Genomic DNA, 14534 nt, shown 5'->3' on the forward strand with positions numbered 1-14534 from the left:
GGTGAGTAAACCACGACGCCATACGTGAAAACGGCATCGTAGGATTTATACCCTCTCCCGGCTCAGCACCGGGAAAGGGATAAGGGTAAACATGTTACCAGCTCTTACGTCGAACCTCAGAAGTATAGTAAGGCTTGCTGCGGTCACCATAATCGAGGTTAGGCAGGAAGTTAGCGTATACTACTTGTGGCGTTGGTCCGTCTTCAGATGCATACATCATCGCCAGTGAATTAGCTGCTGCTGTTTCAGCTGGGGTGGCCATTGCCAGACTTGGCTGAGGAGTAGCTGCTTTTTTAACTGGAGCTGGCGTGTTTTTCGCAACTGTCGCTCTGTTGGCTGCCGCCGCACGTTCTGTAGCTGCGGCACGCTGGGCTGCGGCGGCTCTTTCGGCTGCCGCTACACGGGCTGCTTCCGCCTCACGCTCCTTCTGCTTGTTGTCGATCACCTTGCCTACACCGTAACCTACGGCGCCACCGGCTACACCACCTACAACACCACCTACTACGCGGTTACGCTTATGTATAATAGCACCTGCTGCAGCACCTGTACCGGCACCGATCACAGCGCCTTTTGCCTGTGGGCTCCAGCCTGTTCTTTTCTCCTGCGCCTCAGCCGATCCACCAAAAGCTACTGATGCCATCAGTGCCAGGCTCATGATATAGCTTACCTTTTTCATAACAATTTCAGTTTAGTTAAAACAATCAAACTCTGTTGTATGGTCTAATTACAACTTGCGTGCCAGTGCAATAAAAATCGCCTAAACCCGCTCGTCGCTACACCTGTAAATCCTCATGAATAATCGTATTAAAACCAGCAACACAACATTGATTTACAACAGGTTACACCCACACCTGATTCTTGAAAAGAATTTACAAGAATGCAGAAAAAATATTTTTACAGTCTGATAGTTTTCTACAGCAGAGGTGCAAACGAAACAGGTAATGCATTGTTTTTCATTGCTAATAAATTATCTTTAAGCATGGAAAAACTGTATCGTCACGCCGCCCTGTTTGCCACGTTAGTCCTTGCATCGCTCGTATTCGCATCCTGTCAGCAGGTCGCTTCTGATCAAAACCGGTACGAACTGCTGATCCGCAATGCCATGGTGATAGATGGCACCGGTAGTGCCGCTTATGCGGCCCAGGTTCTGATAAATGGTGACTCCATTGCGCTGATCGATACGGATACCTCCAGAACTTACACAGCCGATCGCACCATCGATGCCGCTGGCCTATACCTGACGCCGGGCTTTATTGACACGCACGCACACGGCGATCCGCTTGAGACCCCTGACTTTTCCAACTTCATTTCGATGGGTATCACGACGATCTGCCTGGGCCAGGACGGTTTTAGTCCGCAGCGCGAAAACCTGAAAGAGTGGATGCAGGAAGTAGATGGGAAAGAGCTGGGTGTCAACGTGGCCATGTTTGCCGGGCACAATACCCTCCGCATGCTCTCAGGAATAGAATATGACTCCATCCCATCAGAGCCAGGTATGGCCAAACTGGAACAGCTCCTCACAGATGCACTCGATGCAGGCTGCTTTGGTTTGACCACCGGCCTCGAGTATAACCCCGGCTACTACGCCCGCCCTGCTGAGCTGAACAGGCTTGCTGAAATTGTGGGTAAGAAGAAGGGCATAATTATGAGCCACATGCGCAATGAGGACGACGCCTTTGTAGAGGCCTCCATACGAGAGTTACTGGAGCAGGGCAGGTACTGCCCGGTGCATGTGTCGCACATAAAAGTAGTGTATGGCAAGGGTGAGCAACGCGCCAACCGCGTACTGCAAGTGCTGGATTCCGCCCGTCAGCAAGGTATACAGGTGACAGCCGACTTTTATCCTTACACCGCCAGCTATACCGGCATCGCCATCCTCTTTCCGGACTGGGCAAAGAAACCGCATGATTACCAGGAGGTGCTGAAGACCCGCCGTCAGGAACTTGCCACTTTTCTACGCAACAAGATCATACAGCGCAATGGTCCTGAAGCGACCCTGATTGGCTCCGGACCATATAAAAGTAAAACGCTGCAACAGGTGGCCGAGGAACTGAACAAACCCTTCGAGCTGGCCTTAATGGAGGATATCGGCCCTTACGGTGCCGACGGTGCCTACTTTATCATGGACGAAACCTTGCAGGAGACCTTTCTGAAGGATCCGCATGTGATGGTCTGCACCGACGGCAGCCCCACCATGCGCCACCCCCGCAGCTATGGAGCCTTTGCACGCATACTGGAGACATATGTAATGCAGAAAAAACTACTCTCACTGGAGGAAGCTGTTCATAAGATGACGGGATTGTCAGCTAAGACCATCGGGCTGCGTAATCGTGGCCTCGTAAAGCAAGGTTATAAAGCGGATCTACTGCTGTTCAGACCGGAGGAAGTAAAAGAGAATGCCACTTATGAAAATCCGCACCAGGAGGCTACCGGCTTCAGGTATATAATGTTGAATGGAAAAGTGGTGAGAGAAGACGGTAAAGCAGCTTCTACAGGTATGGGCCTTGTGCTCTCCAAGTAGTCAGCAGCGTCACCTAAGGTTCCCACCCAAAACATCATCTGGTCAGGTATACAGATCTGGATAATAAGTAGCTTTGTTCAAGAGCTGCTTCTCTTCCACAGGTATACCTGTCGCTTCATTTTAAATCGCTGCTCCTGATTTTAGCTCCGGTCTCCCACCATAGCGTAGTAACCAACCTCGCTCCTGATTTTAATTATCAAATTTCGATTAAAAACTTTCACTAAAATCCTCCAAATAAAATAGCTTTTTTCTAATACTAACCGTAATACAATTACACGCTATATGACTTTAGCTATTTTAATTAATACAAAACTTTATTTTATAACTATTGTAATATATAATATAATTATTGCTTTTCACCATTAAAATGAGGCTGTTAACCCACTAAAACATTTTTTTTACCAAACTTAACAAGCAAGCAACTTGGATATAATGTTTTCGTATTGTAATTGAACACTATTAAATTTAACTATTCCAATCAAAATTTAATAATAAACTTATTTCTGTGCATGACAATTTAATACCACCTTTTTCCCATTAACCCTTATGAAGCTCTATAAAGTAAAAGCATTCGTTTTTATCTTGGTATGCTGTGTTTTTTTATCCTCCTGTGCCTCTACCAATCATGCAGTATATTTCGATAACGTTTCCACGTCTGAGATCATAAGTAAAGCAGAAAGCCTGGAGCCTATCCTGCAGCCTAATGACTTACTTAATATCACAGTTAGCAGCCTAAACCCAACTGCTACCGAAATATTCAATGCCTCTTCTGAGAACAGCTTCAGAGCTTCCAGCGCCACAAATACGATAGCACAGTCACCAGGCTATCTCGTTGATCCGGAGGGCTATATACAGTTCCCTTTCCTGGGCAGGATCAAAGCTGCCGGGCTAACAAAAAAGGAATTTCAGGAAGGTATTAAAAAAGAGATAGAGAGCCGTAAACTGCTGAAGGATCCAATCGTGGATGTCAGGTACCTGAATTATAAAGTTTCAGTACTTGGAGAGGTATCACGCCCCTCGGTGCTAACGGTTCCAAACGAAAAACTGACACTGCTGGAGGCGCTCGGTCTGGCCGGTGACCTTACCATATTCGCGAGCCGCCATAATGTGCTGTTGATCAGAGAGGAAGCGGGTGTAAAAAAACTTGTGAGGCTCGACCTTACAACAGATGAGATCTTCAAATCCCCCTATTATTACCTCCGTTCCAATGACATTATCTATGTAGAGCCTAACAGAGCAAAAATAGCAAGCGCAAGTGCTACCAGGCAGTGGCTGCCGCTCGTGCTGAGCTCTCTGACATTTGTAGTAGTGAGTATTGATCGCTTAACGAGGTAAGTTATAAAACAAGTTTATGGAGAATAAAAGGTCTAATGTTGAAGATAACCTGGGGGCTGCCCTTGTTTTTAAGTTCCTGCCCTTCTGGCCTCTTTTTGTAGCGCTGTTTGTGATATGCTCTCTGGGAGCATGGGCATACCTGCGCTATTACGCTGTGCCTACCTATGCCATCTCGGCATCGATAATTGTAAAGGATGAGAAAAAAGGGGTGAATGACTCCAAAATGACGGAGTCGATCGACGCGTTTACCACCAACAAGATCGTTGAAAACGAGATAAACGTATTAAGCTCGCATTACCTCATGCATGAGGTGGTAAAGGACCTGAACCTATATGCTTCAATATATGAAGAAGGAAAATTCAAGTCTACCTCTGCTTACAATACTTCTCCTATCAGCATTAAGCTCAAGTCGCCCTACGATGTCGCCGAACAGCCTGCAGTATACTTCACCTTTGACTACGAGAAGCAGCTGGTGAACATCGATGAGGTTGACTATCCGCTCAACAAATGGGTAAAAACACCATACGGTGAAATGCTGTTCGCTAGAAATGAGAAAAAGAGCGAAATGGCGACCTCTCCCCTGTACTTCTCTATTTCAAGTCCCAAAAAAGAAGTCAGTAAGCTGCTCCGGACTATCAGCATTGAAACACCGGGGAAACTGTCAAGTGTGATCACACTTTACATTGAGGATGAGGTGCCCGAGAGAGGCGAGGATATTCTTAACTCACTGATTCACGCTTACCAGGAGGCCATCATAACCGATCGCAACAAGCTTGCGTCACAAACCCTGGAGTTTGTCGAAAACAGGATTCGCCTGATCGAAAGTGAGTTGGAAGAGCTGGAAAACAGCATCGTAAAATACAGATCCTCCAAAGGAGCGATTGACCTGACAGAACAAGGTCGACTGTTTTTGCAGAGTGTAGGCGATAACGATAAAAGAATCTCTGAGATTAACATACAGCTGGCAGTACTTGATAAGATCGAGAAATATGTGATCTCCAAAGAAGGTCTTTCAGGTGTTGTTCCTTCCACACTCGGTGTGAATGACCCAATGCTGTCACAGCTGCTGCAGAAACTGCAATTAGCAGAAACTCAATACCAGCAGCTGAGCAGGACTACGGCCGAGAATAACCCCATGCTGATATCAGTAAGAGAGGAAATAGCCAACCTGAGACCGGGCATACTGGAAAACCTGCGCAACCAGAGAGACAACCTGATCACAAGCAGGTCAAGATTGGTTGCAACTAACAATAGCTATAATTCTGTACTGCAAACGATTCCGCATCAGGAAAGAGAACTGCTCGAGATCAGTCGTCAGCAACTTATAAAAAACAACGCCTATAGCTTCCTGCTGCAGAAACGTGAAGAAACCGTGCTGTCCTCCGCTCCTACTTCAGAAGACATTCGCATAGTGGACCTGGCCCAGTCATCCAGAGGGCCTATCAGTCCACGGCCACTGCTGGCTTATTTGTCTGCATTCGTCTTGTCTCTGATCATCGGTATTGCCATTGTATCCAGCAGAGAGATCCTGAACAGCAAATTGTTATTCAGGTCTGAGATCGAGGCCTATACCAATGTGCCGATCGTGGCAGAATTGTCAAGCGTGAAGCAGCAAAGCAATGGCATGTTCATTGAGCCAACCGAAGCGGCCGATGTAGAGCAGTTCCGACAGCTCCGCGTGACGATGGGACTTTACGGAAGAACATTTACCAAGAAGAAAATCATGGTCACGTCCAACATACCTGGCGAGGGCAAGAGCTTCGTAAGCACAAACCTGGCATCCAGCCTTGCCTCATCTGGGAAAAAGGTGGCGCTACTGGACTTTGACCTAAGAAACCCTACCACTTCAGCGCTTTTTGACAGCTACAAACACCCAGGCATCATCGAGTACCTGATCGGTGACTTAAAACCGGGTGACATTATTAAGAGCACCTCGATCGAAAACCTTAGCATTGTACCAGCAGGCATAGACATCGGTGATCACACAGAACATTTGCTGAACGGGAAGCTGGAGGTATTCTTCTCCTATTTAGAGGAAGCCTTTGACTATGTGATCATTGACACGCCTCCTGTCGACCTGGTATCTGATGGTTACCTGCTCTCTCAGTATTGTGATATTACGCTGCTTGTTATGCGGCATGCCTATACCCCGAAAAGCCTCGTTCAGCGCCTGGCGCAGAACAACAAGTTGAGCACACTGCACAATGTAGCCATTGTGTTCAACGGGGTGAAAGCCAGAGGCTTTGTGAAGGGCCAGTACGGCTACGGCTACGGCTACGGCTACGAAAGCAGGTATAGCGACAAGGTGTATAGGACCAGATCTATCGGTACAAAAGCCTGATAGCGTATCTGCGATAATCCATTATCAGGATAACTGGTAGTTGCCAAAAGCACAGCACACTTGGGAGTTCTCCTCCTGCATGTAATAAGTATGGCTTAAAGTTTTTCCCGGTCACCAAAATGGGACTGAGGTAGGCGAAGCCATACCCTGATTCAAAAGTAACCCTAAAACGAAGACGTGATGGAAGAAAGATGGTATGCCGTTTACACGAAGCCTCGCTGGGAAAAGAAAGTAGCAGACCTGCTTACACTGAAAGAAATTCAGAGCTACTGTCCGCTGAACAAGGTTACCCGCCAGTGGAGCGACAGGAAGAAAGTACTGCACGAACCCCTGTTTACATCTTATGTATTTGTGCATATATCGGATAAAAAGATCCGGGAAGTAAAGGAATTGGACGGTGTGATCAACTTGGTGCATTGGCTGGGCAAGCCGGCAGTGATCAGAGACGAAGAAATTGAAGCGATCAGAAGTTTCCTAAATGAGCACAGCAATGTGCAGCTCGAGAAGACAAAGGTATGCGTCAACGATGCGGTGAAAATATCCAGAGGTTTTCTGCAGGACAAAGAAGGCACTGTGGTTGCCATTAAGAATAATACCGTGCGGGTTGCACTGCCATCCCTCGGGTTTGTTATGTACGCTGATCTTGAAAAATCCAGTATCACCAAAGTACTTGCTTAGCAGGGTATCTATTTTCCTTAATCTTTCAGACAATCAATGAACACTACTATACAGACCTTATTCCGTACGCTGCACGAAGATGGCATCAGCTATTTTCTGCTCACAGATTTTGAGTCTGAATTTCAGTCCGGCGACATCGATCTGTTTGTCGCCCCTGAAAGCAAAAGTGAATTTGAGAAGCGGTTGCGCACGTTAGGCTGGTTCAAAAGAAGAGAGCCAAGTTATCATACCAATCACCACTTTTACTATTCACCACAGTCTGAGCTATACCTGGATGTGAAGTACAGCTTAACTTTTGCCAATGGAGCAGACCAATGCTATACCTACTCCAACACGGATCAGGCTTTGTCAGCAGTTGTTCTCAACTCGAAAGGAGTATGCAGGCCAAACGGTATGGACGCGATCCTGCTCTATGCGGCGCACCTGGCTTATAAGGAGAGGGGCAGACTGGAGCCAAAGCACCAGGTATACCTGAGCCAGTACATCAGCATGTACCAGGCTGAGCTTACAGCCCAACACAGCGAAACGGTAGCCGGCTTACAAAGATGGCTCAGCCAAGACTTTCCTAATATCACAGAACAGCTCAAAGTACTGCTTCGCCCCTATTTCAAGCAGCAGCGCAGCAGAATGGTAAAGGAAAATAAATTCAGAAGGCATGGCTATGGCATGAAGGTGCTCTTTTTGGGTACTGACGGTGCAGGCAAATCCACACTGATAGAGGCTGTAGAGCAAAAGCTGAACCTCAAAACAAACAAGCTATACCTGGGCATGGGAGAAAATGGCTGGACCTCACCATGGGTAAAATCGGTTTATAACAAACGGCTCCGACCGAAAGTGCTTGACAAGGCTTTCAGTTTTCTGAAGTCATTTTTGGTGCTACCGGCCGAACTCCTGCTTCGCCAGGTGCCGGTGAAGCTCAGATCAAGGTATAGCATTGTGCTGATTGACCGCGTACCGGGAGCCTTCCTGATGGACAAAGGCATGGGGAAAAATCTGCTCTACCGTTCCATCCTGCCTACTCCTGACCTTGTGTTTTTCCTTTATGCCTCTCCGGAGGTACTGGTAGAACGGAAACCAACCGAGAACACCTTAGAGAGAAGCCGCATCGACATTGATAAATTCAGGAAAGTGGCAGAGCTGGTTTCTGCAGGGCAGTACATCAGCATCGACACTTCCCACCTTTCAATAAGCGAAGCGACCGATGCCATCATTTCTGAGATATATAAAAGTCGCAAAGTATACGACAATCTGCTAACAGCACAATTTAACTAGACTATGGCAATTGCTGGCATGAGGGGTAAGGTACTATCCGGAATAAAGTGGAACACGATCAGTGTGGTTGCCACCAAGAGTACTGACTTTCTGGTAATGCTGATCCTGGCCAGGCTGCTGGTTCCGGAAGCCTATGGCATCGTAGGCATGGCCATGCTGGTTGTGGGCATTCTGGAAGTGGTTTCGGACATGGGCCTCTACAATGCGCTTATTCAAAAGAAAGAAGACGAACTGACCCAGGTTCGCTACTCAAGTGCGCTGTGGTTCCTGCTCGTTGTTTCCCTGCTACTTGTGCTCTGCTTCTTTCTGTTCATATCACCGGCGGGAGCCGCCTTTTACAACGAGCCCCGTTTAGTACCTATTCTGAATGCACTGAGCATATACCTGCTCTTCAATATCTCGTCGATCATTCCTCGGGTGATCCTCACCCGAAAACTGAACTTTAAGTCTCTCGTTACAATCACCTTTCTGGGCACGGCCATCAGTTCAATAGCTGCTGTTGTCATGGCTTTGCTGGGATTTGGTGTATGGAGTCTGGTTACAAAATACATAGCAGGATCAGGTGTGATCCTGGTTTCCTACTGGGTGAAAGTTGGCTGGTCACCTAAGTTTGTGTTTCGCAAAGATGTGCTCCTGGACCTGGCCGGATATAGCATCTACACGCAGCTGAACAACATTCTGCACTTCCTCCGGAAGAACCTGGACTACCTGATCATTGGCAAGCTTGTCAGCTCACATTTGCTTGGTATCTATACCCTGGCGTTCATGCTGAGTCTGACACTGAAGTCTCAGCTTTACTCCATCTTCAACAAGGTATTCTTCCCGGTGTACAGCAAGCTGCAGGACGATCCGGAGAAGATCAAAATGTACTACCTGCAGACCATGCGAATGACGGCGATTATTACGTTTCCCATTTCAGTTCTTTTTATCGGACTGGCGGAGGAGATCATTTTGTTTTTCTTTGGCGCCAAATGGCTGGAGGCGGCTGCTCCACTCCGGATATTATCGGTTGCCGCCATGATTTTTGCCATCTCCGGTACACCCGCCGAGGTACTCAAAGGGATCGGGAAGCCCTCCGTGAGTTTTTACGTGAACACCATCAACACCTTTGTGATTGCCCTGCCGCTTATTTATTTCGGACAGACGCACTTTGGGATAGAGGGTGTAGCATACGCAGTGTGCATCCATTACACCACCTCCCGCATCGCCTTTCACTACTTCATGAAGAAGTACATCCACATTACAGACCGGGAGGTAATGTTCGCGCTCAAAGACCCTGCACTGGCGGCGCTTGTCATGCTGGTCATCATCTACCTGATCACACTGGTGGGCTTGGCTGTGTTGGTGGAGCTGCTTGTTGCGGGCGTTATAGGCGGACTGGTCTATCTAATGTTCTTTTTAAATGATTTAAAGCAGGGCATAAAGCTGATCAAGAAGTATTAAGTCAACTCTGTATGTTCTTTTCTCCTGTAGCATGGTAAAAAAATACATAAGAAATGCTTTAAACAAAATCAGGTATGGCGCCAATGCCCCTGCATACGCCGAACTGATTTTCGTAGACCCCATGCAGGTTAATCACTACTCTTTTGCCTGGAAACAGAAAGACTCGGGCCGTGTGATCGGGGGAGACTGGGATCAGCAGGAAAACATGACTGCGATTGACTCACGCTTCAAGTACAACGCCTGCATTGAACGCTGGAAATTGAACAAAAACTGGGAAGACACCGGTATCTACGAGTTCATGCTCGACTTCATCCTCCAGCGCAAAAGGCCGGTTGACAAGTGTAGTACGCTGGATGACATCCTGGCCAGGTATGAGCGGCTGGATCAACTCTTTGAACATGTAAAATCAACCGGAAAACTGAAAACGCAGCGGGAACTGAACCCACGCAGCTATAATGAAGAAGGCGGTATTTTCATTCATATCGGACGGCAAAACCAGGTGATATTTGGCGGCGGCGGTATTCATAGGTTAGCCATTGCCAAGGTACTGCAGTTAAGCAGTATACCTGCCCAATTGGGCGTCGTACATCCTGAGGCGCTCTCTACCTGGAAAGTGTATAAACAACTTCCAGCCTCGCACTTAACCCTTATCAAATGACAAACTCTAGAAATCAAAACGAGGAAGTAAAAGACTCCTTGGATTGGGGATTCTACTCACTGTCATACATCCAGCGGACCTGCCAGAACTGGAATGTATTCCTGACAAGCTTTCCTGATCTTAAACATCTACCTATGCCATTTTCTTTAGATTCAATTTCCCGGATTTTAAGATGCTACTCCTACATATTCCACTGGAGAGAAACGACTTATAAACTCTTCACACCAATGGGGGGCGCTATAAAGAACGCAGAGTTGAACGGTAATCAAAAAGCACTGCAAACAAAGTTCTGGTCAGACACAGTCATACAGGTGAGTCCTTACCTGCTAAGCCTAGCCATGGCGAAGGGCACACCTGTACCGGCATCCAGGCTGGAGCAGGTAGAGCAGTTCATGTCGGCCAAACTGGTAGAGGCCCTGAAGCACGAGCAGCAACAAGCCCACATGACTTATAACCTCATGAAGTTGCAGAAGCTAGGACAGCAGGGCCTTGACCTACGCCTGATTGAGGTATGCCATGACCTGTTACGTCACTTAAAACTGCCCATTACAAGTGCCCATGGTGACCTGCACATCGAAAACATGATACTGATCGACGAGGAGATCAGAATAATCGACTGGTGCATGTATAACCGGAGCGGGAGTTTTATCACCGACTATATACACTTTTACAATTTTGCTGAAGCAGTGAAACACAATGAAAGCTGGACGGTAGCCATTACAAAAGACAGCGACTACCTCCGCAGACTGGCCAGTCATATGAGCACAGAGCCAGGGCTTCTTAAGATAGTCTATACCCTTAACAGAATAGCCGGAGAAGCCAGCCAGTTTCCAAGAACAGGTTTAGTCCCGGCTAGTCAGATAGAAAAGTACAACTCTGTTTTAAATCACCTTATCACCTCTATCAAGCAGGATGTTTAGTATCATCATACCTCTTTACAACAAGGAAGCCAGTGTCGCTGAAACACTGAACACTGTGCTCGCCCAGACTTTTACCGCCTACGAAGTGATTGTGGTAGATGACGGATCAACGGATAGGAGCCTCTCCATTGTTCAGTCATTCACCGACAGCAGGATAAAGATATATTCCAAACAAAACGGAGGTGTATCGCATGCACGCAACTACGGCATAGAAAGAGCGAACCATGACTACATCGCCTTTCTGGATGCAGATGACGCCTGGGACAGCAACTACCTGGAAGAAATGAGCAAGCTTATAGCGCGCCATCCGGAATGCGGTATGTATAACTGCGCCTACAGAGGCGTCAAAGGAGACAGAATCCTCATAGAGAGTCCCAATATACCAGACGGCGTTATAGATAATTACTTCAAGACCACCCTGACCCTGGATAACATGATCTCCTGGACCTCTGCCACGATCATCAAGAAAGAGGTCATAGCTGTAGCAGGCCTGTTCCCGGTTGGCATGATCAGCGGTGAGGACTCCTTTATGTGGTGCAAGGTAGCCATGCACTACCCTGTGGCATATACCCATAAGATTATGGCTACTTACAACATGATGATGAGTGGGGCTTACAGCAGGATCGCCAAGCCTGACTCCTGCAAGGAGTCCTGGTCAGACTTGTACAGTGACCATGATGTATACCTGAACAAATTCATCGCTTACAAGGCAGTAGAAAATGGCCTGCGCCATGCCTGGGCCGGACAAAAGAGGAAAAGCAGACTGATCGAACGTCAGCTTAATTTTGCCAGAAGGTTCAACGACAAGTACTTCAACCAACGGTTTGTCAGGTTGTTCTGCTTAAACAGAACCCCACTGTTTGCCGTGAAAATCTTACTTCTTTATAAGAAACTCGTTACAATTCGATTCTTTGGACCACGCTATTTATCTGTCTGATTATGGTACTGATCGCTCTGGGAACACTGCTTATACTCGTCTTTTTGGTGAATCAAAAGCTATTCCCTATTGGTCTGGTCGTGTTCTTCCTGCTGTTTGACATGTTCGACGGCTTTTACAAAGATGATCAGATCTTTGCGGCGATACGCTATATCATACCGCTTTCGCTTATGCTTGTGTACTTGTTTGCACATGGGGGCCTTCGCAAATCGGACGGTATCTTTCTGGTGCTGATTACTTACCTGGGCTTGCTGATGGTCTACATTCCCGGGGACATCATACTCTCGGCCAAAACTACGCTGGCCATCCTCATAGCCCTGCTGATGATCCCGATCGGGCGGGAGATCGCGGAGAACCGGAATTTTTTGCAGGAGTTCGAAAAGTATAACCGCTACCTGCTTATCCTGATTCCGCTCTACATCATTTATGCGAATATTTTCAATGTAGGGCGCTCATATGCGGAGTCCTTTACGACTGGCTTTCTGAGTACATCGCGCATGTACATCGCTCCAATCCTGATCTTTCTGGGGGTTCATTACATTTTCACGAACAAGAACAGAGGGGCCATGATCAAGCTCTTCGATATTGGCTTGATTCTGTTCAACATTGCACTTTTGATCGTGATCACCCGGCGCACTTCGCTGGTGATGATTATTGGGGCGCTGTTTGTCTACATGTTGTTGAACCGGCAGTTGATCTTCAAAATGGTGATACTGGTATTTTGCCTGGTTGCCGCACTTATTTTCAGTTACCCGCTTTATGAGGCTAAGCTGGCAGCTCAACTCGAGAAACGGGAAAGGATACAGGACCTCGAAACATACGAGGAAGAGGGCCGGTACCTCGAGACCCTGTATATCATTGACTACCATGATAAGCGTGAAGATCCGCTGGAGCTTATGTTCGGTGTCAAACTGTGGGACACATTCAGCTTTGGAATAAAATACTTCGGCAGAGACCGTCCCATCCACAGTGACATCAACATGATCTTCTACAGCACGGGCTTCTTTGGCCTCTTTCTGTTTACGCTGTTCTTCGTGCATTACTTCCTGCTCGGAAACGGTAGAATCACTCCTGAAAACAGGAAAGCATATTACCCCATTTTGGCCATGTTTGTCATGGTGCTTATACCAGGCCGCTTTATCGGCACCTTTACCTATGCTCCGCTTCTGATGCTGCTGCTTTCAGCTATCAAGTATTACCGGCCAGTGGAAGAAGTAGAATTCGAAAAACAAGAAACAGTACAACAGGAAAAATTGCTGGAGCAGAACGCCTGAGCTTTACTCAGGTAAACCTGGCAGCCCCTGATATACCTATTTTTCAACCAGGGCTTAGGCAGATCCTGCCAAAGCTCTTCAATACTACATTTCAAACTTATGAAGGTACTTTTTGTGTGCAGCGGCAATTCTAAAAACTTTGAAATAGCGCCATTCATCAAAGCGCAGGGTGAGTCATTGCAAAAAGCAGGTATAGAGGTAGCATACTTCCCAATCAAAGGCAAAGGACTGCGAGGCTACCTGCAGGCAGGCGGACAATTGCGTCAACACCTGAAGCATCATCGCTATGACCTCATTCACGCTCATTTTTCGCTTTCAGGCTGGTCTGCCGTGCTGGGTGCAGGCAGTACGCCCGTTATATTATCTCTTATGGGAGATGACGCGCAGGGAGACTACATCGGCGTAAACAAAATACGTTTCAGCAGTAGATTCTTCATGCTGTCATCTATTCTCATTCAGCCTTTTGTAAAGGCCATCATTTCAAAGGCCCCCAACCTGGAACAGTATGTGTACCAAAAACACAAATCCTACATTGTCCCAAACGGGATAGATACCCAAACCTTCACACCGAATCCGGCGGGCTATCGGGAAGAGCTGGGACTGGACCCTTCTAAAAAGCTGGTTCTGTTTCTGGGAAGTCAGGAAAGAGTTGGTAAAAACTACCCATTGGCGCAGCAGGCAGTGGCGCACCTCAACCTGCCAGATGTGCAGCTCATCAACCCCTTCCCGATTCCCCATGATGCCATACCTAAATACATGAATTCGGCAGACGTGCTGGTAGTGCCCTCGTTCATGGAAGGATCCCCGAATGTGATCAAAGAGGCCATGGCCTGCAACTGCCCTATCGTAGCCACGAATGTTGGCGACATCAAATGGGTAATGGGCGACACGGAAGGTTGTTATCTGGCTTCGTTCGAGGTAGAGGACTTCGCCGAAAAGATTCGCTGCGCATTGGAATTTGCTCAAACGAAAAGAAGAACCACAGGCCGTCAAAGGATCGAGCAGCTCGGCCTTGACGCCGACACCATCGCCCAGAAGGTGATCAGTATTTACAGAAAGCATGTGCCCCTACCTGAGGCAAGAGTGCATGAAACAGCTGCTCCACTTACCAGAAATGTAACCGCTAACACAGTGTCACCTACCCGGTCTATTTGA

At 47.4% G+C, this 14534-nt stretch carries 12 protein-coding genes; 11 read left to right on the forward strand and 1 reads right to left on the reverse strand.

Annotated features, from left to right (window positions below):
* Positions 1-94 precede the first annotated feature (94 nt).
* A complete protein-coding gene (locus tag AC5FXQ_RS07020) occupies positions 95-676 on the reverse strand; it encodes a YMGG-like glycine zipper-containing protein (RefSeq protein WP_493601770.1) in 582 nt (193 codons plus the stop codon).
* Positions 677-979: 303 nt separating this feature from the next.
* Between AC5FXQ_RS07020 and AC5FXQ_RS07025 the strand changes: the two genes are divergently transcribed.
* From AC5FXQ_RS07025 to AC5FXQ_RS07075, 11 genes are all read left to right on the forward strand, one after another.
* A complete protein-coding gene (locus AC5FXQ_RS07025; protein WP_493601771.1) occupies positions 980-2521 on the forward strand; it encodes an N-acyl-D-amino-acid deacylase family protein in 1542 nt (513 codons plus the stop codon).
* Positions 2522-3067: 546 nt separating this feature from the next.
* Positions 3068-3856, forward strand: coding sequence for a polysaccharide biosynthesis/export family protein (locus AC5FXQ_RS07030; protein ID WP_493601772.1), 789 nt, complete (start codon positions 3068-3070; stop codon positions 3854-3856).
* A 16-nt stretch (positions 3857-3872) separates the two neighbouring features.
* Entirely contained in the window at positions 3873-6197 is a 2325-nt protein-coding gene (locus AC5FXQ_RS07035) for a GumC family protein (RefSeq protein WP_493601773.1), read from the forward strand.
* 180 nt (positions 6198-6377) lie between these two features.
* Positions 6378-6875, forward strand: a complete 498-nt coding sequence (locus AC5FXQ_RS07040) for a UpxY family transcription antiterminator (RefSeq protein WP_493601774.1) — start codon at positions 6378-6380, stop codon at positions 6873-6875.
* Between the two features lie 36 nt (positions 6876-6911).
* On the forward strand, positions 6912-8147 hold the full coding sequence (locus AC5FXQ_RS07045) for a hypothetical protein (RefSeq protein ID WP_493601775.1): 1236 nt from the start codon (positions 6912-6914) through the stop codon (positions 8145-8147).
* 3 nt (positions 8148-8150) lie between these two features.
* A complete protein-coding gene (locus AC5FXQ_RS07050) occupies positions 8151-9590 on the forward strand; it encodes a lipopolysaccharide biosynthesis protein (protein WP_493601776.1) in 1440 nt (479 codons plus the stop codon).
* Between the two features lie 31 nt (positions 9591-9621).
* Positions 9622-10248, forward strand: a complete 627-nt coding sequence (locus tag AC5FXQ_RS07055) for a hypothetical protein (RefSeq protein WP_493601777.1) — start codon at positions 9622-9624, stop codon at positions 10246-10248.
* A 134-nt stretch (positions 10249-10382) separates the two neighbouring features.
* On the forward strand, positions 10383-11168 hold the full coding sequence (locus AC5FXQ_RS07060; protein ID WP_493601778.1) for a hypothetical protein: 786 nt from the start codon (positions 10383-10385) through the stop codon (positions 11166-11168).
* Positions 11161-12105 carry a glycosyltransferase family 2 protein gene (locus tag AC5FXQ_RS07065; protein WP_493601779.1) on the forward strand — a complete coding sequence of 315 codons (945 nt, stop codon included), beginning with the start codon at positions 11161-11163 and terminating at the stop codon, positions 12103-12105. The genes AC5FXQ_RS07060 and AC5FXQ_RS07065 overlap by 8 nt, the downstream gene beginning before the upstream one ends.
* A gap of 2 nt (positions 12106-12107) precedes the next feature.
* Positions 12108-13379 carry a hypothetical protein gene (locus AC5FXQ_RS07070; RefSeq protein ID WP_493601780.1) on the forward strand — a complete coding sequence of 424 codons (1272 nt, stop codon included), beginning with the start codon at positions 12108-12110 and terminating at the stop codon, positions 13377-13379.
* Positions 13380-13478: 99 nt separating this feature from the next.
* On the forward strand, positions 13479-14534 hold the full coding sequence (locus AC5FXQ_RS07075; RefSeq protein WP_493601781.1) for a glycosyltransferase: 1056 nt from the start codon (positions 13479-13481) through the stop codon (positions 14532-14534).

This window comes from Pontibacter sp. LHS1, assembly GCF_058932855.1.